This window comes from Streptomyces sp. NBRC 110028, from assembly GCF_001417735.1.
Classification (GTDB): domain Bacteria; phylum Actinomycetota; class Actinomycetes; order Streptomycetales; family Streptomycetaceae; genus Streptomyces.
Genome location: NZ_BBUZ01000030.1, coordinates 83,416 through 101,801 on the forward strand (window position 1 = coordinate 83,416; position 18,386 = coordinate 101,801).

Here is an 18,386-nt window from a genome sequence, read left to right on the forward strand (position 1 = left end):
GTGAGCTCGAACGACACCACGACCACGCCCGACAACACACCACCCGGAACGCCACCCGGGGCGCCCACGGAGGGATCCGCGGCGCTGTCCGGTCTGCTCCGGGTGCTCGGCGCCATCGAACGGGCGGGCAACAAACTGCCCCATCCCTTCTGGCTGTTCGCCATCCTCAGCGCGCTGCTGGCGGTGGTGAGCTGGGGACTGGCCGCCGCGGACGTGTCCGTGAACAACCCGGCCGACGGCAAGTCCGTGGTCGTACGCAGCCTGATCTCGGTCGACGGCATCCGGTCGGCGATCACCGATGCGATCACCAACTACGCCACCTTCCCGCCGCTGGGCACCATCCTGGTGGTGATGCTCGGGGTCGCCGTCGCCGACAAGTCGGGGATGCTCACGGCGATGCTGCGGGCCGGGGTCTCCCGGGTGCCGGCGCGCTGGATGACGTTCGCGCTGGCCTTCACCGCGATGGTCGCCCACATCGCCTCCGACGCCGCCTATGTGGTGCTCGTCCCCCTCGGCGGCCTGGCCTTCCGCGCGGTCGGACGCAGCCCGGTCCTCGGCATCGTGGTCGCCTTCGTGGGGGTGTCCGCCGGATACGACGCGAGCCCGCTGATCACGCCGATGGACGCCGTGCTCTCCGGGCTGACCACGGCGGCCGCGCACACGGTCGACCCCGGATACACCGTCACCCCGCTGTCGAACTACTTCTTCTCCATCGCCTCCTCCGTGGTCCTGGCCTCCGTCATCACCCTCGTCACCGAAAAGGTGCTGGCCCGCCAGGTGGCGGCGCTGCCGCCCGAAACCGAGAAGGCCGACGCCGGCGCCGACCCGGTCGCGCTGGACCTGCGTCCCGAGGAGCGGCGCGGACTGCGCCGCAGCGGAGTGGTCTTCCTGCTCTTCCTCGCGGCGATCGTGGTGGCCATGATCCCCACCGGGTCACCGCTGCGCGGTGAGGGCGGCAGCATCGTCGAGTCGCCGGTGCTCTCCGGCATCGCCGTGGTGCTCGGAGTGCTCTTCGCGCTCCTCGGCACGGTGTACGGGCGGGCCGCGGGCACCGTACGCGGCAGCCGCGACATCCCCGACTTCATGGCGCAGGGCATGCGGGAGATGGCCCCGATCCTGGTGCTGTTCTTCGCCATCTCCCAGTTCCTCGCCTACTTCAAGTGGACGGGCGTGGGCCAGGTGCTCGCCATCCGGGGCGCGGACCTCCTCAAGGACCTCGGGGTGACCGGGCCGGTCGCGTTCCTGGGCATCGTGCTGGTGTGCACGGTCATCAACCTGGCGATGACCAGCGGATCGGCCATGTGGGCGCTGGTCTCCCCGGTGTTCGTCCCGATGCTGATGTTCCTGGACGTCCCGCCGGAGGCCACCCAGGCGATCTATCGCATCGCCGACTCCTGCACCAACGCCATCACCCCGATGAGCGCCTACTTCGTGATGGCGCTCGGCTTCCTCCAGCGCTACCGGCGCTCCGCGGGCATCGGCACCCTCGCCTCACTGACCCTGCCGCTGTCCGTGGCCATGCTGGTGACCTGGACCCTGCTGTTCTACGCCTGGTGGGCGCTGGGCATCCCGCTCGGCCCCGGCGCACCCGTCCGCTGAGCCACCGAACCCCCCTCCCGGAAGGACTCTTGATGACGCTCTCCGACATCGCCGCCGCGACGGAGCGGGCACTGCCCGAGATGACCGAAGACCTGCGGACACTGGTGGAACTGGAGACGCCGAGCGACGACAAGCAGCTGCTGAACGCCGGGCTCGCCGCGATCCGCGGCTGGCTGGTGGCGCGGCTCGGCGAGCCGGACGAAGCCGAGCGCCACGACTGCGGCCCGCACGGCGACGTGCTGGCCGTCACCTACCGCGGCACCGCGCCCGGCACCGCGTTGCTGCTGTGCCACTACGACACGGTGTGGCCCGCCGGAACGCTCACCGAGTGGCCCTTCGATGTGGCCGACGGCAAGGCGAGCGGACCGGGCGTCTTCGACATGAAGACCGGTCTGGTGCAGGCCGTATGGGCGCTGCGGCTGCTGCGCGAGCTGAACCTGCCGCATCCGGCCGTCCGGCTGCTGCTCAACGGGGACGAGGAGATCGGCAGCCCGGCCTCCCGGCCGCACATCGAGCGGCTGAGCGAGGGCGTCCTCGCCACCCTGGTGTTCGAGGCGGCGCAGAACGGGGCGCTCAAGACCTCGCGCAAGGGCGTCGGGCTGTTCGACGTGACCGCGCACGGCGTCGAGTCGCACGCGGGGCTCGACCCGCTGGCGGGAGCCAGCGCGATCCACGCCCTGGCCGAGGTCGTCCCGCACATCACCGCCCTCGGCGCCCCGGAGCGGGGCACCACCGTGAACGTGGGGCTGATCAGCGGCGGCACCGGCCGCAACGTGGTCGCCGCCCAGGCGCGCTGCGGCATCGACATCCGGATCACCGAACCCGCCGAGATGGCCCGCCTCGACGCCGCATTCGGCGCCCTCGCCCCCTCCGACCCACGGGTGCGGCTGACCGTCAGCGGCGAATGGAACCGGCCGCCGATGGTTCCGAACGAGCCGTCCCGGCAGCTGTTCAAGCAGGCCCACGCCATCGCGGCCGAACTGGGCTGGCAACTGGAGGAGACCGCGGTCGGCGGCGCGAGCGACGGCAACTTCGTCTCCGCGCTCGGCCGCCCGGTCCTCGACGGCCTCGGAGCCCTCGGCTCCGGCGCCCATGCCCGCCATGAACACACCCTGCTCGACGCCGTCCCGGCCCGCACCGCACTCGCCGTGGGGCTGCTGCGCTCCCTGGCGTCCGACGCCTCGTAGGGCAAGGCCGCGCACACGCCGCCGCCCGCCGCCGTGATGGTCACACCCGGCGGCGGGCGGTCGGTTCATGAGAGCGGCGTTCAGGACACCAGGAAGTCGGCCTTGCCCTCCTTGGCGCCCTCGATGAACGCGGTGATCTCGTTGCGGGTGTAGATGAGCGCCGGACCGTCCGGATCCTTGGACTGACGGATCGCGACCCGGCCGTCGTCCAGCTTCATGACCTCGACGCAGTTGCCGCCGTTGCCACCGCTCCACGGCTTGCGCCAGCCTTCGGTGCCGAGGTCGGTGGCGCGCATGCCGTTGTAGATGCGATCCATGAAGATCAGAGCTCCTTGCGGAAATCGTGGAGGATTTCCTTTGTGCGTCGTGCGGTTGCCGCCTGGGCCGCCATGCGGTCCATGGCCTCCAGGTGCGAGGCCACCTCGATGCGTTCATCGAGGTAGACGGCGCCGGTGAGGTACTCGACGTAGACCATGTCCGGCAGTTCGGGAACAGCGAAGCGAAAGAGGACGAAGGGCCCGTAGGTGCCCGGATGGTGGCCGGAGGCGAACTCCGAGATCTGCAGCGTCACATGCCGCATCTCGGTGCTCTCCAGCAGCCGGTCCACCTGTCTGCGCATGACCGCGGGCTCGCCGACGGGTCTGCGCAGCACGGTCTCGTCCATCACCACCCACAGCCGTGGCGCCTCCGGGCGGTTCAGCAGGGACTGCCGCTCCATGCGCAGCGCGACATGCCGCTCGGCCTCCTTGGGCCCGGCCCTGCCGATGGAGCCGGTCTGCATGACGGCGCGGGCGTAGTCCTCGGTCTGGAGCAGGCCGGGGACGAAGTGCGGCTCGTACGCCCGGATCATCTCGGCCGCGCCCTCCAGGCTGACGTGCACGCTGAACCAGTCCGGCAGGATGTCGTGGAACCGCTGCCACCAGCCGGGCCGGTTGGCCTCCTCGGTGAGGGCGATGAACGCCTCCAGCTCCGCGCCGACGACCCCGTAGGCGTCCAGCAGCATCCGCACATAGGGCACCTTGAGGGCGACCTCGGCGGTCTCCATGCGGCGGACGGTGGCCGGGGCGACCCGGAGCACCTGCGCGGCCTGTTCGCGCTTGAACCCCGCCTTCTCACGCAGCTCCTGCAGGCGCTTCCCGAGGACGACCTGGCCCACGGTCGGAGCCGACCGCGGTTCGCTCACCTTGCTACCTCCCCTGCCCCCGTGGCTGATGCGAGCAGTCTGCCACGTCCAGTGCGGCCCGGACACACTGCACAGGCAACTCTGCACAATTCAGAGTGCTCTTTGCCGAGTATGCCCGGCCATCGGGACAGTTGCTTCATGACAGCCCCGTCGGAGAGAACGGGACTCAAGCGACGCGGGATCGTGCCGTCTCAGCCGGACGTCGGCGTCAAGTGGCTCTCAGGGCCATCGCCGTCCGCGCGGTGGGCCGGGGTCTCCCCGGCCCGGCCGCGCGAGGGGCGGCGTGCCGGATCATGACGTGCCGTCGTCCGTCTGCAGATACGCGGCCGGACGCGGGTAGCGCATCAGCGCCGGACCGGAGCCGTCCGGGTCCTTGTCGGCGTCGGCGGGCCGGGCGGGCCGGGCGGACCGGGCCGGGGCGGCGGCCCTCAGCTCGGCGGGGTCGTAGTCGATGACCTGGGTCTGCTCCGCGGGGGCCGGCTCCGGCACGGGGTTCGACTCGGGCCGGTAGAGCGGGATCTGGTCGAGCGCGGTCTGCTCGGCGGAGGTGAGCCCCTGGGCGTACCCGGCCGTCGCGCCCTGGGCCGGAGCCTGCGGCTGGACGACCGGGATCTGACCGGTCTGGGCCTGCGCCATCTGCATCTGCGGGCTCTGCATCTGACCGCCTTGCATCTGACCGCCTTGCATCTGGCCGCCCTGCATCTGCGGGACCTGCGCCTGCGGGGTCTGCATCTGCGGGGTCTGGGCCATCTGCATGTACGACGGCTGGCTCGGCGCCGCCTGGGGCTGCGGCGCCGGGGCCTGCTGCATCTGCCCCATCTGGGGCTGTTGCATCGCCGCCTGCTGCATCTGCATCTGTGTCTGCCCCATCTGCGGGGCCTGCTGCATCGGCTGCATCTGCTGGGGCATCTGCGCTTGCGCCGGCGCCTGGTACAGGGGCGTCTGGACCGGGGGAGTGGCGACGTACGCGGGTGCCAGCTCGGCGGGCGGTTGCGACGTCGACTGCCCGGACGACCCCGACTGCCCGTACGGGTCGGACTGCCCGTACCCGTCCGACGCCACGCCCTGCGGCGCGGGCAGGGCGTTCGCCGAGTACAGCTGCTGCTGCGGTATCTGCTGCATCTGCAGGATCTGCTGCATCTGCTGCGGCGTCTGCTGGATCGGCGGCTGGGGTTCGGGGGCGGCGGCCGGGGCCGCGGCCAGCTGCGGCATCTGCTGGTACTGGTAGTCCAGCTGCTGGGCCGGGGCGGAGGAGAGCGGCGCCTGAAGGTCCCAGCCGCGCTGCTGCTCGTAGCTGACCTGGGGGGCGTAGTAGGAGGTCCCGTAGAGCACCGTGCTCAGTCCGGTCAGCAGCCGCTGCACATCCGGCTGGGAGCGCACCACCAGCCGCATGAACTGGCTGCTGCTGCCCAGCTTGTTGCCGCATTCGCGCACCAGGACACCGTGCTGGGTGAGGAGCTGGTCCCGTACCCAGGCGCCGTCCGTGCCGCCGGGCAGCTTGACGAAGACGAAGTTGCCCTGGGAGGGGAAGACCGTCATCCCGGGCAGCCCGGCCAGCTGGGTGGTCATCTCCTGCCGGTCGCGGCTGAGCATGCGCAGGCTCTGCACGTACTCCTGCCGGTACCGCTTGAGCATGAAGACGATGACCTCGGCGAAGGAGTTCAGATTCCACTTCGGCAGCCGGGAGCGGATCTGCAGGGCCAGCGCCGGATTGGCGACGAGATAGCCGAAGCGGACGCCGTGCAGTCCGAAGCTCTTGCCGAGGCTGCGCAGCACGATGACGTTGGGCCGCAGGATCGCCTCGTCCACGACGCTCGGATAGGCCTCGGCGTCGGCGAACTCCAGGAAGGATTCGTCGATCACCACCAGGTCCAGATCGGAGAGCGCGTCCATGAGGCCGATGACGGCCTGGCGGGAGAGCAGCCCGCCGTCGGGGTTGTTGGGATTGCAGATGACGGCGACCCGCGATCCCCGGGACCGGACGAATTGGACGAACGCCTGCGGGTCGAGCTGGAATCCGCTCATTTCCGGGAGCTGGAACATGTCGACCCGCTTGCCGGTCTCCATCGGCTGGTCGGTCCACCGGCCGAAGGTCGGAATCGGCACCGCGAGGCTTTCCTTCACCAGCAGGTGGTCGATCCAGGTGATCAGCTCGGTCGAGCCGTTGCCCATCGCCATGGTCTGCGGCTGAAGGCCCAGCACATCGGCGAGTTCGGCGGTGATGGTGTCCGCGGAACTCGGGTAGTACGTGAGGATCTCCCGCAGCCTGACCGCCATCACGGCGAACATGGCGGGGGTGGGGAAGTACGGATTGCAGGGGATGCAGAAGTCCACAAGCTCCTGTCCGCCACCCGTGATCCCGGCGCGGTTGAGCGCGAAGAAAGACGGGCTGTGGGCGGTGCCACGGAAGAGTTCCATGGCATCACCGGAATTGCCGACTGCGGCAACAGTCACGGCGGGACCTCCTCGGTCGCGTGGGTCGTGCAATCACGACCGTTGCGGCTCGTCCCTCGAGCCTGACGCATGATCCCAAAAACGTGGGGGACCTGAGGATTTTCGTGGTGTGTGAGCGAAACCGAGGGACAGGTGTGGCCTGATCGAATAAAATTCCGCCCCTCGCTCATCCTGTCGTCCGCTCTTGGCGGCGGGGCGGTGGCGGTCGGAGCGTCAGACGGGATCGTCCGGCGGACGCTCGCCGTCGGTGAGGGCGGCCCGGTCCTGGTGCGCTACCCACACAGCTACCTGAGCACGCGAGTTGAAACCAAGTTTGCTCAGAATGTGCTCAATATGGCCCTCGGCGGTGCGCTGTGCTATGACCAGTGTCGCGGCGATCTCCTTGTTGCTGAGCCCTCGCGCGACCAGCTGGGCGATCTCGGTTTCCCGGGGCGTCAGCGGCGACGGCCGCTCGGGCACGGAGGTCTCCCCGGTGGGCAGTTCGTCCTCCAGGGCGTAACGCAGCGCCTCGTCGTAACGGAGCCGGGCACCCTGTTTGACGGCCGCGTTGTACGCCGGTCTGCCCAGCGCCCGGGCCACGTCCGCCTCGCACTCGTCGTGGTAGTGGACCAGGTGGCCGTAGCCGGACAGCGAGGCGCCGATCGACTGCCAGACGGTCCGTACGACGCCCAGCAGCCGCGCCGACCGCCGGTAGTCCCGGTCGGTGGCGGCGATCCAGGCCAGCACCTCCAGGTTGACCCCGACGCCGAGGGGGTCGTCGAGCGAGCGGTTGAAGGTCAGGCTGTCCTTCTCCAGGGCGGCCGCGCGGGCGGTGTCGCCCTGGCGCCACACCTCGACGCCGAGCGCCATCATCGTGTACGCCCGGTGCCAGCCCTCGCCGTAGGCGTCGCACACCTCCAGCGACTCCTCGCCCAGCGCGATGGCGCGCGACGAGTCGCCGATGAAGGAGTGGGCCAGGGAGAGCCGGATGAGGGCCAGCGTGAGCCCGACCGGATCGCCGGTGGCCCGGTGGCGGGCCACCGCCTCCTCGTAGAGGACGATCGCCGTCGAGGCGTCGCCCCGGTACATGGCGACCATGCCGGAGTAGAGCGCCGCGTACGCCAGGACCGGGGCCAGGCCGAGCCGTTCGCCGATGGCCCGGCTCTCCGCCAGCATGGCCGCGGCCGCCTTGGTGTCGGACTGGATGATGGCCAGCCAGCTGTTGGTCCACAGCGCGCGGGCCCGTGCCTCCGTCGGCTCCGGGCAGGCGGCGAGCCCCTCGTCCAGCCAGCGCCGCCCCTCGCCGAGGTAGTAACTGGTGATCCAGTGGTAGAGGAGGTCGGCCGCGATCCCCAGACCACAGCTGGTCTCCTCCGGCTCGGCGAAGCTGGACTCCAGGGCGCTGCGCAGATTGGCGTGCTCCAGCTGGAGCCGGGTGAACCACTGCACCTGGGCCGGGCCGAACAGCGCGGCGCGCGCGTCGGCGGCCAGCCGCCGGTAGTAGTCGCGGTGCCGCCGCAGCCGGTCGGGCTCCTCCCCGGAGGCGGCGAGCCGTTCCCGGCCGTACTGGCGCAGCGTGTCCAGCATCCGGTAGCGCACCGTGGTGTCGTGCTCCTCCCGGAGCAGCACCGACTTGTCCACCAGCTCGGCCACCAGGTCCAGGACGTCCTCGCGGTCGATGCCGTCGCCCGAGCAGACCGCCTCGGCCGCGTCAAGATCCAGGCTTCCGGCGAAGACCGAGACCCGGGCCCACAGCAGCCGCTCCGGCTCGGTGCACAGCTCATGGCTCCAGTCGATCAGCGCCCGCAGCGTCTGGTGGCGGGGGAGCACCGACCGGGAGCCGGTGGTCAGCAGCCGGAAGCGGTCGTCGAGGCGGTCCAGCAGCTGCTGGACGGACAGGGCGCGCAGCCGTACGGCCGCCAGCTCGATCCCGAGCGGTATGCCGTCCAGCCGCCGGCACACCCGCTCCACGGCGTCCCGGTTGCTCTCGGTGACGGCGAAGCCCGGCAGGATCGCCCCGGCCCGTTCGACGAACAGCCGCACCCCGTCGCACTGGGCCAGCGCCGCGGTGGACAGCCGCGGCCCGGCCGCGTGGGGCAGTGCCAGCGCCGGGACGGCCAGGGTCTGCTCACCGGCGGTGCCCAGCGCCTGACGGCTGGTGGCCAGGATCCGCAGCCGGGGCGCCGCCCGCAGGAGCCGGTCGGCGAGCAGCGCGCAGCCCTGGACCAGATGCTCGCAGTTGTCCAGGATGATCAGCGCCTGCTTGTCGCGCAGATGGTCGACGAGGACGTCCAGCGGCGGCCGGGCGGACTGATCCCGGACCTCCAGGGCCTCGGCCACGCTCTGGGCGAGCAGATCCGGGGTTTCCAGGGCGGCCAGTTCGACCAGCCAGACCCCGTCGGCGAACGCCCGGCGGGCGTCCTCGGCGATCCGCAGCGCCAGCCGGGTCTTGCCGACCCCGCCCACTCCGGTCAGGGTCACCAGCCGGGACACGGACAGCATCCGCTTGGCCTCGGCCACCTCGTGCCGACGCCCCACGAAAGTCGTCACCTCGGCCGGCAACCGGCCTGTCTGCCGTCCGGTCGGGGTGCCCGTTGCCACCGCACCCATCGATGCCTCGCACCAGCTCGGGCGGGCGGTGTCCCCCGCTCGTCCCGAACGGTTACTGTCCAGGCTATGCCCGAGGGGCGGCCCTCGCAGCTCCCTCGCGGGCGCCACCGAGGGTGAGAGGCGGTCGCCCAGGGTGATCGCGATGCCGGTGGGGCAGGTCAGGTAGCCATCCGGGGAGTTCTCCCCTCCTCCCGGGGCGGCCCGCCGTTCCATGCTGGTGACCTCGTGAAGAGTTCCGCCGGGTCCTCGGCGGAAAGATCGAAGGTTCGCCATGTGCCTCCACCAGCCCCCTTGTCCTCCCGCCGACGCACCTGATCACGATTCGGCGCGTCTGGTGGCCTCCCACCCCGAGCAGGGGTGGAGCCTGCTCTGCAATGGAGTGGTGATCTTCGCGGACACGGGGGAACTGCTCCCCGACGGGCGCGTCATCCCGGCGCCCCGCGCCTGCCCCGACCAGGCGGGATGAAGGCCGACGAAGGGAGATGCCATAGCCGACTCCACGCCTCGTACCCACACGGTGATACGAAACGGCCCGGGACGGCAAAGGTGAACGCCCTCACCACACCTTCCGCTTCCCGGGCCTCCGTGTCTGTCGCCTCCGCATACCTTCGCGATCGACATTGATCGCCAGGATGCTGTTCGTGTAGCCTAATGATCGATTCGAGCAGCTTATTTATGCGGAATTCCATACCATCGGGGGGTGCGAGGGGGACCACTGTGCTGGACCGGGCCAACGATTCCGGTTTACCCAGCATGCTGGTCGGCCGCACCGATGAGCTGACCGTGCTGGCCAGCCACGCAGAGGCCGCATGCGCCGGGCGTTCCAGTCTGGTGGTGCTCTCCGGGCCCGCCGGAATCGGCAAGACCAGCCTGCTGCGCGCCTTCCTCGACAGCGACACCTGCCGGAAGATGACCGTCCTGCACGGCACCTGCGGCCAGGTCGTGGCCGGCTCCGGCTACGGCGGCGTACGGGCCCTCTTCGGCCCGCTCGGGCTGACCGCCGACGACGTGCACGACTCCCCGCTGCTCCAGGGCAGCGCCCGCCGCGCCCTGCCCGCGCTCGCCCCCAGCCCCGGTGAGGAGGAACCGGCCTCGCCGGCGACCTCCTACCCGGTGCTCCACGGGCTCTACTGGCTCGCGGTGAACCTCATGACCCAGGGCCCGCTCGTCCTCGTCCTCGACGACGCGCACTGGTGCGACGAACGCTCGCTGCGCTGGATCGACTTCCTGCTGCGGCGCGCCGACCACCTGCCACTTCTCGTGGTGCTCGCCCAGCGCACCGAGGCGGAGCCCGTCGCGCCCGCCGTGCTGGACGACATCGTCGCCCAGCCCCGCTCCTCGGCGATCCGGCTCGGCCCGCTGACCGACGCCGACGTGGCCGAGATGGCCCGGCGGACCTTCCCCGCCCCCGTCGCACCGTCCTTCGCCGAGCGCGCCGCCGCCGTCTGCGGCGGCAACCCCCTCACCGTCACCCGGCTGCTGCACCAGCTGCGGGCCAAGGGGGCGCGGCCGGACGACACGGGGATCCGTGAGATCGCCGAGGTCGGCCAGTACGTGGTCGCCCAGTCGGTGCACGACCTGTTCGCGCGCCGGCCGGGCTGGGTGCGGGACGTGGCCACCGCGATCGCGGTGCTCGGCGAGGAGGAGCCGGAGCACATCGGCGCCCTCGCCGGGGTGCCCGCCGCCCGCGTCGAGGAGGCCGTGACGCTGCTGCGCGGCGCCGAGGTGGTGGCGCCGGACCGCCCCGACCTGGCACACGACGTGGTGCGCTCGGCCGTGCTCGATGCCGCCGGGGCCGACGCGCTGGCCGGCCTGCGCGCACGGGCCGCCCAACTGCTCAGCGACATCGGCCGCCCCGCCGAAGAGGTCGCGGGCCAGGTGCTGCTGGTGCCCGGCACCACCGAGCCGTGGATGCGCGGGGTGCTGCGCGAGGCGGCCGTCCAGGCCGGGACCCGCGGCGCGCCCGAGGCCGCCGCCCGCTATCTGCGCCGGGTCCTGGAGGCCGAGCCCGACAGCGTGTCCGCCCACGTCCAGCTGGCCGGGGCGCTCGCCGAGACCCAACCGGCGGAGGCGATCGGGCTCCTGAAGGACGCCCTCGATCTCACCACCGACGTACGGGCCAAGGCGCCGATCGCCGTCCAGCTCGGCATGACCTGCCTGACGGTGCAGCAGTCACCGGCCGCCGTACGGACGCTCGGCGGCGTGCTGGACGCGCTGGAGGCCGAGCTGGGGCCCGGCCCCGAACCCCGCGACCGTGAACTGCTCACCCTCGTCCGGTCCGCGCTGCTGATCAGCGGCTGCGACGAGAAGGCGACCATCACCACGGTCCGGGAGCGGTTCGCGCGGCTGGCCGAACCGGCCGGGGACACCCCGGCACAGCGGCAGCTGCTGGCCATGATGACCGTGCTCAGCGCGATGGAGGGCACCTCGGCGGAGCGTACGGTGCGGCAGGCCCGCCGCGCCCTCCACCCCTCGGGGGTCGCCCTCGGCAACTGGTCGCTGCTCTTCTCCGCGTTCACCCTGAGCCTCGCCGACGAGGTCGGGGACGCGATGGAGGCGCTGGACCGCTCCCTGCGGTACGGCCAGGAGAACGCCGCGGTGTGGAGTTACGTCCTCAGCCTCTCCACCCGGGCCCTGGTGCTGCGTGACCTCGGCGCGATCCCGGACGCGCTGGCCGACGCCCAGACCGCCGTGGAGATCGTCGGCCACGAGCGCTGGGGCAGCCATATGACGATGCCCCAGATCGCCCTGGCCACCGTTCTGATCGACCGCGGCGAGCCCGAACGCGCCGAAGAGTTGCTGGGCCAGGTCACCCGGCCGAACCTGGACGGGTTCGTCATGGAGTACCACTGGTACCTGATGGCCCGCGCCCGGGCCCGCTGGGCGCTCGGCGACGGCCGCACCGCGCTGCGGCTGCTGCTCGACTGCGGCTCGTCCCTGGAGGAGACCGGGTTCGCCAATCCGTGCTTCATCCCCTGGTGGGCCGAGGCGGCCTTGGTCTACGCCGCCGAGAAACGGGCCGACGAGGCCCGGGACATCGTCGACCACGGAACCGAACTCGCCCGCCGCTGGGGCACCCCGCGCGCCCTCGGACTCGCCGCGCTCGCCCGCGGCGTGACCACCCGCGGGGAGACCGGCATCGGCCTGCTCACCGAAGCCGTCGCGCGGTTGGCAGCCTCACCCGCCCGCGCCGAGCACGCCCGGGCCGAATTCATGCTCGGCACATCCCTGCTGGACGCCGGGGACTCCCGCGGCGCCCGCGAACACCTGCGGACCTCGGCCGACCTCGCCCAGAGCTGCGGCGCGCTGGCGCTCGCCAAGAGCGCCCGGCGGCGGCTGGTCGCCGCGGGCGGCCGGATGCGCGAGATCACCGCCTCCCCGGTGGACCTGCTCACCGGCACCGAGCGCAAGGTGGCCACCCTCGCCGCGGCCGGGGCGGGCAACCGGGACATCGCCCAGTCGCTCTTCGTCACGGTACGCACCGTCGAGACGCATCTCACCAGCGTCTACCGGAAGCTGGGGCTGACTCAGCGGGCCGAACTGGCCTCGGTGCTGCGCACGCCGAGCGTCCCGCACCCACAGGCTCCGGCGTGGGTGTCCGCGGCGCGTGGCCGTCTTTGAAGGCGACGTCCCGGCGCTTCTCCGCACTCCGAATAAGTGCTCGACATATAGTCGTTCCATGCAGCTCAACGGGCTTCCGTTCCCCGGGCGGGAACGAGAGCAGGCGGTGCTGACGTCGTTCATCACCGAGCTGGCGGCGGGGCGCCCGGCCGTCGTCACCGTGTCCGGCGGTCCCGGCTCCGGCCGGGGCCCGCTGCTGCGCTGGACGGCCCGGCTCGCCGAGGAACGCGGGCTGCGCACCCTGACCGCCCGGGCCACTCCCGGCGAGAGCGAACTGCGGTACGGCGTGGTGGAACAGCTCCTGACGACACTGGACGGGATCAGCGACCGCACCCTCGCGGCCCTGGCCGAACCGGGCCGGGACAGCGGACTGCCCGGCCTGGCCGAACTGCTGCGCAGTGCCCACCACCGGCCGACGCTGCTCGTCGTCGAAGGGGTGGAATGGCTGGACCCGGCTTCACGGCGCTGGTTCGACGCCCTGGTGCGGCGGCTGCCGGGGAAACCGCTCGCGCTGCTGTCGAGCGGCAGCGGTGTCAGCCACCACGGATGGTGCGGCGCCTCCGCCCTCCCCGGCCCGGTCCCCACCCGGCAGCTCGCGCTGTCCGCGTTCACCGTGCGGGAGGTCGCCACCCTGATCGCCGCGGTCTGCGGACGGCCCGGCGAGGAAGCGTTCACCGGGGCGGCCTGCGAGATCGGCGCCGGCAACCCCATGGTGCTCCACGAGGCGCTGGGCCAGTTCACCGCCAGCGGACTCGAACCGGTCGCCGGACGGATCCCGGAGCTGCGCGCGCTCATCGAGGCCATCCGCGGTGAGTACGTCGTCCGCGCCCTCAGCGGACTGTCCGACACCGCCGTCGCCGTCGTGCGCGCCCTGGCCGTCTGCGGCGAACTTCTCCAGCTGCCCCTGCTGTACGCACTCGCCGGACCTCACGCGGCGAGCGAACCCGGCCTGGGCGCGGCGCTGGAGGCCAGCGGTCTCGCCACCACCTCCGGTACCGGGCTGCGGCTGTGCTGCCCGGAGGTACGGAACTGGATCCTGGAGGACATGTCCGGCGACGAACGGGCCGAACTCCACGCCCGGGCCGCCGAACTCGCCCACCGGGCGGCCGTACCGGACGAGGACGTCGCCCGGCTGCTGCTCGCCGCCCGCCCGCTCGGCGAACCCTGGGTCGTCCCCGTGCTGCGCCGCACCGCCACCGCCGCCCTGCGGGCCGCCCGCCCCGGCCACGCCATCGCCTGCCTGTCCCGCGCCCTTCAGGAGCCGCTGGACCTGGACGGGCGCGCCCAACTCGGCCTGGAACTGGCCGCCATCGAGGTGCTCGGCGCGCCCGAGGCGAGCGACCGGCGGCTGACCGAGATCATCCGCTCCGGCACCGGCGCGTCCGCCCGGGACCGGGTGCGCGCCGCCGACCTCGGCCTCACCCGCGGCGGTGTGGAGACCCTGCGGTCGGCCGTGGCGAGCGCGCTGCCCACGGCCCGCGACGGCGAGCGGGAGGCCCTGGCCGGGCTGTTCCGGCTCACCGAACCGTGCCGCGACGACGACGCCGACCTGCTGCTGCCCGAGATCCCCGCGCTGCCCGCCCGCCCCACCGACCCGGCGCAGGCCGCCGCCCGCGCCCGTCAACTCGCCTTCCTGGGCGAGGACCTGCCCACCGCCAGGGAGCTGGCCCGGCGCGCCTTCACCGACGAGCCCGGCACCGACGCGCTGATCCTGCCCCGGCTCACGGCCGGCCGGATCCTGCTCCTGACCGACGACCTGGACGAGGCCGAGGCCCGGCTGGACGCCCTCCACCTCGACCTGCGGCGGCGCCACGCCCGGGCCGCCGCCGGGCTGGTGCTGGCCATCCGGGGTGAACTGAACCTGCGGCGCGGCCGGCTCGACGCCGCCGAACGGGACACCGCCGCCGCCGGGCGGGCGTTGCCCCACGCCCACTGGCATCCGTACCACGCCCCCTATCTGACCGCGCTGCGGATCACCGTCGCCCTGGACGGCGGCCACGCCGACCAGGCCAGGGAGCTGGCCGCCGCGCCCGCCCCGGCCGAGGCCCCGGACGGCGCGTCCTTCGCCCATCTGCTCTTCGCCAGGGCGACGGTGGCCTTCCGGGACGGTCGGCACGCCGAGGCCGTGGAGCTGTTCCTCGGCTGTGGCAGACGGCTGCTGCGCCGCGGCCGGGCGAACCCCGCCCTGATCCCGTGGCGTTCCATGGCCGCCGCCGCGTGCCACGCGCTCGGGGACCACGAGGAGGCGCAGCGGCTGAGCCAGGAGGAGATCACACTGGCCCGGCGGTGGGGAGCGTCCAGCACCCTGGGCCTGGCTCAGCTGGGTGCCGGGCGGGTGGCCCACGAGACCCGGGACCGCCGGCTCCGCGAGGCCGTGCAGACCCTGCGCCCCACCCCGGCCCGGCTCGCCTACGCCAATGCGCTGATCGACCTGGCCACCACCGAACTGGACGCGGGGAACCCGCAGGCCGCCGCCCCCCTGGTGGCCGAGCTGTTCACATTCACCACCACCCACCGCCCCTCCAGCAGGCTCACCGCGCGGGTGCGCGCCCTCGCCGAACGGCTGGGACAGCCCGCGGCGTCCGGGCTCGGCCCGCACCCCGCCTGGGCGACGCTGACCGAACCCGAGCGGCGCACCGCCACCCTCGCCGGACTCGGCCACGGCAACCGGGAGATCGCCGAGATGCTGTCGGTGACCCGGCGCACGGTCGAGCTGCGGCTCAGCGGCGCGTACCGGAAGCTGCGGATCGCGGGGCGCGCGGAACTCCACGCGCTGGTCCGGGCGACGGAGGGATACGGCACCGATGTTGCTTGAGCGGGACGCCGAGGTGGCACAGGTGCGGGAGGCCCTGAGCGCCGCCGCCGCGGGCACCTCGTCGCTGCTTCTGCTCACCGGACCGCTCGGCATCGGCCGGACCGCGCTGCTGCAGCGGCTGTCCCTGCTGGCGGGGGAGGACGTCCGTGTCCTGCGCGCCAACGCCGCCCCGATGGAGCAGGACTTCGCCCTGGGCGTGGTCCGCCAGCTCTTCGACAGCCTGCTGACCGGCGACCCGTCCGAGACGTGCGAACGCCGGCTGCGGGAACACGGCGCATCCGCCCGCATGCTCCTCACCGACGACGCCCTGCCGCTGGACGAGCACGGCTTCGTCGCCCTGTCCGAGCCGGTGCTGAACGGACTGCGCTCCCTGCTGGCCGACGTCGGCGCCGACAAACCGCTGCTGATCCTGGTGGACGACCTCCAGTGGGCCGACGCCCCCTCGCTGCGCTGGCTCGCCTACCTCGTCAAACGGCTGCACGGGCTGCGCGCCGTACTCGTCTGTGCCCTGCGCGACGGCGACCCGGGGGGCCGGCAGGTGACGCTGCGCGAGATCACGGACTCCGCACAGCGGGTGCTGCGCCCCGCGCCGCTGTCCCCCGGGGCCGTGGGGGAGATGGTCCTCGGCCAGTTCGGCGAGCCGGGCGACGAGGAGTTCGCCCGCGCCTGCCACGAGATCTCCGCGGGCAACCCCCTCTTCCTGAGGTCGGTCCTGGCGGCCCTCGCGGTCGAGAGCCACCGCCCCACCGCCGGACACGCCGAGGCGGCCCGCCGCCAGCGCCCCTCCCAGCTGCGCGAGCGGCTGGCCCGCTGCATGCGCACCCAGCCGCCGCCGGTACGGGACCTGGCCGCCGCGATCGCCACCCTCGGCGACCAGGGCGGCGAACCCGAACTCATATCCCTGCTGGCGGGCCTGGACCCGATCGGCTTCGGGGCCGCGCTGCGCACCCTCGGCCAACTCGGCCTGCTGACGGCAGAGCGGGAGCCGCGCTTCCGGCACCGCGTGGTGCAGGACGCCGTCGAGTCCTCGATGACCGTCGCCGAGCGCGAGCGCCTGCACGACACCGCCGCGGCCCTCCTCTACCGCAACGGCTCCCCTGCCGAATCGGTCGCCGCCCAGCTGATGGCCGTCACCGCCTCACAGCACCCCTGGGCGGTCGAGGTGCTGCGGACCGCCGCCGACACCGCGCTGCGCCGGGGCGCGCCGGACGCCGCCACCCGGTATCTGCGGCGCGCGCTGCTGGACGCCACGCTGTCCGGTGAGAGCCGCGGGCGGCTGCTGATCGACCTGGCCACCGCGGAGCGCGGATTCGACCCGGCCGCGTGCGAACGCCACATCTCCCAGGCGATACCCCTGCTCCCCACACCACGGCACCGGGCCGCCGCGGCCCTGCGGATCTCCCCGACCGTCGTCGGCGTGCCGCCGCCCGCGGTCGTCGACCTGTTCCACCAGGTCGCCGAGGATCTGGGCCCCGCGTCCGCCCTGGAGGGCTCGGCGCGCGACGTGGCGCTGCGGCTGGAGGCGCGGCTGCGGTACGCCGAGTACGAGGACCCGGCAGGGCTGGCCGCGTCGGTGGAGCGGCTGTCGGCGCTGGGCGACGCGCCCCCGCTCGGCTCGACCGCCGAACGCGAGCTGGCCGCCGTACTGCTCGACGCCGCGATGCTCACGACCCGGCGGTCGGCGGCCGAGGTCGCCCGGCTCGCGGGCAGTGTCCTGGAGCGGGAACCGGCCACCGCGGACCGGTCCCACTCACCGCTGCCGCTGGTGGCGGTCGCGCTGGTCGCCGCCGACTCGGTACGGGGCATCAACTCCTGGCCCGCGCCCGAACAGCACTCCCCAGGGCAGGACGTCACGACCGTCGACGCGCTCGTCCACGCCGAGCAGGCGCTGATGCTGGTCGCGCGGGGCCGGGCGGCCCGGGCCCGGGAGCCCGCCGAGCGCGCGATGCGGCTGGCCGGCGCGCACTGGCCGGAGGCCGGGATGCTCGCCACCGTCGCCCTCACCGGCGTCGCCCTGGAGCTCGACGACCCCGAACTGGTCGAAGGGCTGCTCGACGATGCCGGGCGGCGCCGGTCCGCCAACCTCGCGCTCACCGCCTCACTCCAGCTCCTCAAGGCGTCCCAGGACGAGCGGCACGGCCGCTGGGCCAGCGCGCTGGACACCCTGCTGGCCTGCGGCCGGCAGCTGGAGGCGGCGGGCTGGCGCAACCCCGTCCTCTTCCGGTGGCGGCCCTGGGCAGCCGCCCTCCAGCACCGCATCGGGGACTCCCGCGCGGCGCTGGCGCTCGCCGAGGAGGAGCACGCCCGGGCCGAGGCCTGGGGCGCGCCCGTCGCGCTGGGCCGCGCCCTGCGGCTCAAGGGCCGGCTGCACGACGGCGCCCGGGGAACGAACCTGCTGCGCGAATCGGCCGACGTGCTGCGCGCGTCGGCCAATGAACTCGAACTCGCGCGCTCGCTCGTACTGCTGGCCCGGCGGATGGACGGCGGCGCCGAGGCGGCGGCCCTGCTGAGGGAGGCCAAAGCCCTCGCCGCGGCCTGCGGCGCGCCCTGGCTGGTCGAACGCGCCGAGCAGGGGCGCGGTACGCCCGCCCCACGGCCGGAGGCCGCGCTGACCCGTACCGAACGCACCGTGGTCTCCCTGGCCGGCGGCGGGCTCACCAACCAGGAGATCGCCGACCGGCTCGGCGTCACCTCCCGCGCGGTCGAGAAGCACCTCACCCACGCCTACCGCAAGCTGGACATCTCCGGCCGTCGCCAGCTGATGGAGATCCTGCCCCGCCTGGATTCGGAAATCCTGCGTTAACGGCGCTAATTCAACGAGTGTCCAACCGGCCTCGGCCGGGCTTCCCGCATGCCCGCGCGCCGGCCGGGGGACCGTTCGATCCGGGCAAGTTTCCCGGCTCACCGAACCCACCGAACCGACCACCGAAACCCCGGG

Annotated in this window: 10 protein-coding genes; 6 read left to right on the top strand and 4 right to left on the bottom strand. The window is 72.9% G+C overall.

Annotated elements, in window-relative coordinates; genetic code table 11:
- Together ASC60_RS22270 and ASC60_RS22275 are read left to right on the top strand one after the other, a co-directional pair.
- Positions 1 to 1,599, top strand: coding sequence for an AbgT family transporter (locus ASC60_RS22270; protein ID WP_234357075.1), 1,599 nt, complete (start codon positions 1 to 3; stop codon positions 1,597 to 1,599).
- A 32-nt stretch (positions 1,600 to 1,631) separates the two neighbouring features.
- Complete coding sequence (locus ASC60_RS22275) at positions 1,632 to 2,786, top strand: M20 family metallopeptidase (protein ID WP_055553695.1); 1,155 nt, start codon at positions 1,632 to 1,634, stop codon at positions 2,784 to 2,786.
- An 80-nt stretch (positions 2,787 to 2,866) separates the two neighbouring features.
- On the opposite strand, the gene ASC60_RS22280 is transcribed toward ASC60_RS22275, so the two are convergent.
- From ASC60_RS22280 to ASC60_RS22295, 4 genes are all read right to left on the bottom strand, one after another.
- Positions 2,867 to 3,103 (bottom strand): DUF397 domain-containing protein, encoded by a 237-nt coding sequence (locus ASC60_RS22280; RefSeq protein WP_055553697.1) that lies wholly within the window; start codon positions 3,101 to 3,103, stop codon positions 2,867 to 2,869.
- A 5-nt stretch (positions 3,104 to 3,108) separates the two neighbouring features.
- The gene (locus ASC60_RS22285) at positions 3,109 to 3,969 is read right to left on the bottom strand and encodes a helix-turn-helix transcriptional regulator (protein ID WP_055553699.1); all 861 of its coding nucleotides are present in this window, start codon (positions 3,967 to 3,969) and stop codon (positions 3,109 to 3,111) included.
- 291 nt (positions 3,970 to 4,260) lie between these two features.
- Positions 4,261 to 6,423 (bottom strand): histidinol-phosphate transaminase, encoded by a 2,163-nt coding sequence (locus ASC60_RS44105; RefSeq protein ID WP_370592953.1) that lies wholly within the window; start codon positions 6,421 to 6,423, stop codon positions 4,261 to 4,263.
- A gap of 213 nt (positions 6,424 to 6,636) precedes the next feature.
- Positions 6,637 to 8,940 carry a LuxR C-terminal-related transcriptional regulator gene (locus tag ASC60_RS22295; RefSeq protein ID WP_079038545.1) on the bottom strand — a complete coding sequence of 768 codons (2,304 nt, stop codon included), beginning with the start codon at positions 8,938 to 8,940 and terminating at the stop codon, positions 6,637 to 6,639.
- Positions 8,941 to 9,283: 343 nt separating this feature from the next.
- On the opposite strand from ASC60_RS22295, the gene ASC60_RS22300 reads away from it, so the two are divergent.
- The 4 genes from ASC60_RS22300 (at position 9,284) to ASC60_RS22315 (ending at position 18,251) form a co-directional block, all read left to right on the top strand.
- Positions 9,284 to 9,478, top strand: a complete 195-nt coding sequence (locus ASC60_RS22300) for a DUF5999 family protein (RefSeq protein WP_009720665.1) — start codon at positions 9,284 to 9,286, stop codon at positions 9,476 to 9,478.
- A 287-nt stretch (positions 9,479 to 9,765) separates the two neighbouring features.
- Positions 9,766 to 12,633 (top strand): LuxR family transcriptional regulator, encoded by a 2,868-nt coding sequence (locus ASC60_RS22305; RefSeq protein ID WP_055553972.1) that lies wholly within the window; start codon positions 9,766 to 9,768, stop codon positions 12,631 to 12,633.
- Between the two features lie 58 nt (positions 12,634 to 12,691).
- Positions 12,692 to 15,448, top strand: coding sequence for a LuxR family transcriptional regulator (locus ASC60_RS22310; protein ID WP_063787186.1), 2,757 nt, complete (start codon positions 12,692 to 12,694; stop codon positions 15,446 to 15,448).
- The gene (locus tag ASC60_RS22315) at positions 15,438 to 18,251 is read left to right on the top strand and encodes an AAA family ATPase (RefSeq protein ID WP_055553708.1); all 2,814 of its coding nucleotides are present in this window, start codon (positions 15,438 to 15,440) and stop codon (positions 18,249 to 18,251) included. The genes ASC60_RS22310 and ASC60_RS22315 overlap by 11 nt, the downstream gene beginning before the upstream one ends.
- Positions 18,252 to 18,386: the final 135 nt, after the last annotated feature.

Bases quoted from the DNA above. Each gene is read 5' to 3' on its own strand.
- ASC60_RS22275 (WP_055553695.1), top strand. From the start codon at position 1,632: ATGACGCTCTCCGACATCGCCGCCGCGACGGAGCGGGCACTGCCCGAG.
- ASC60_RS22280 (WP_055553697.1), bottom strand. From the start codon at position 3,103: ATGGATCGCATCTACAACGGCATGCGCGCCACCGACCTCGGCACCGAA.
- ASC60_RS22300 (WP_009720665.1), top strand. From the start codon at position 9,284: ATGTGCCTCCACCAGCCCCCTTGTCCTCCCGCCGACGCACCTGATCAC.
- ASC60_RS22305 (WP_055553972.1), top strand. From the start codon at position 9,766: ATGCTGGTCGGCCGCACCGATGAGCTGACCGTGCTGGCCAGCCACGCA.
- ASC60_RS22310 (WP_063787186.1), top strand. From the start codon at position 12,692: ATGCAGCTCAACGGGCTTCCGTTCCCCGGGCGGGAACGAGAGCAGGCG.
- ASC60_RS22315 (WP_055553708.1), top strand. From the start codon at position 15,438: ATGTTGCTTGAGCGGGACGCCGAGGTGGCACAGGTGCGGGAGGCCCTG.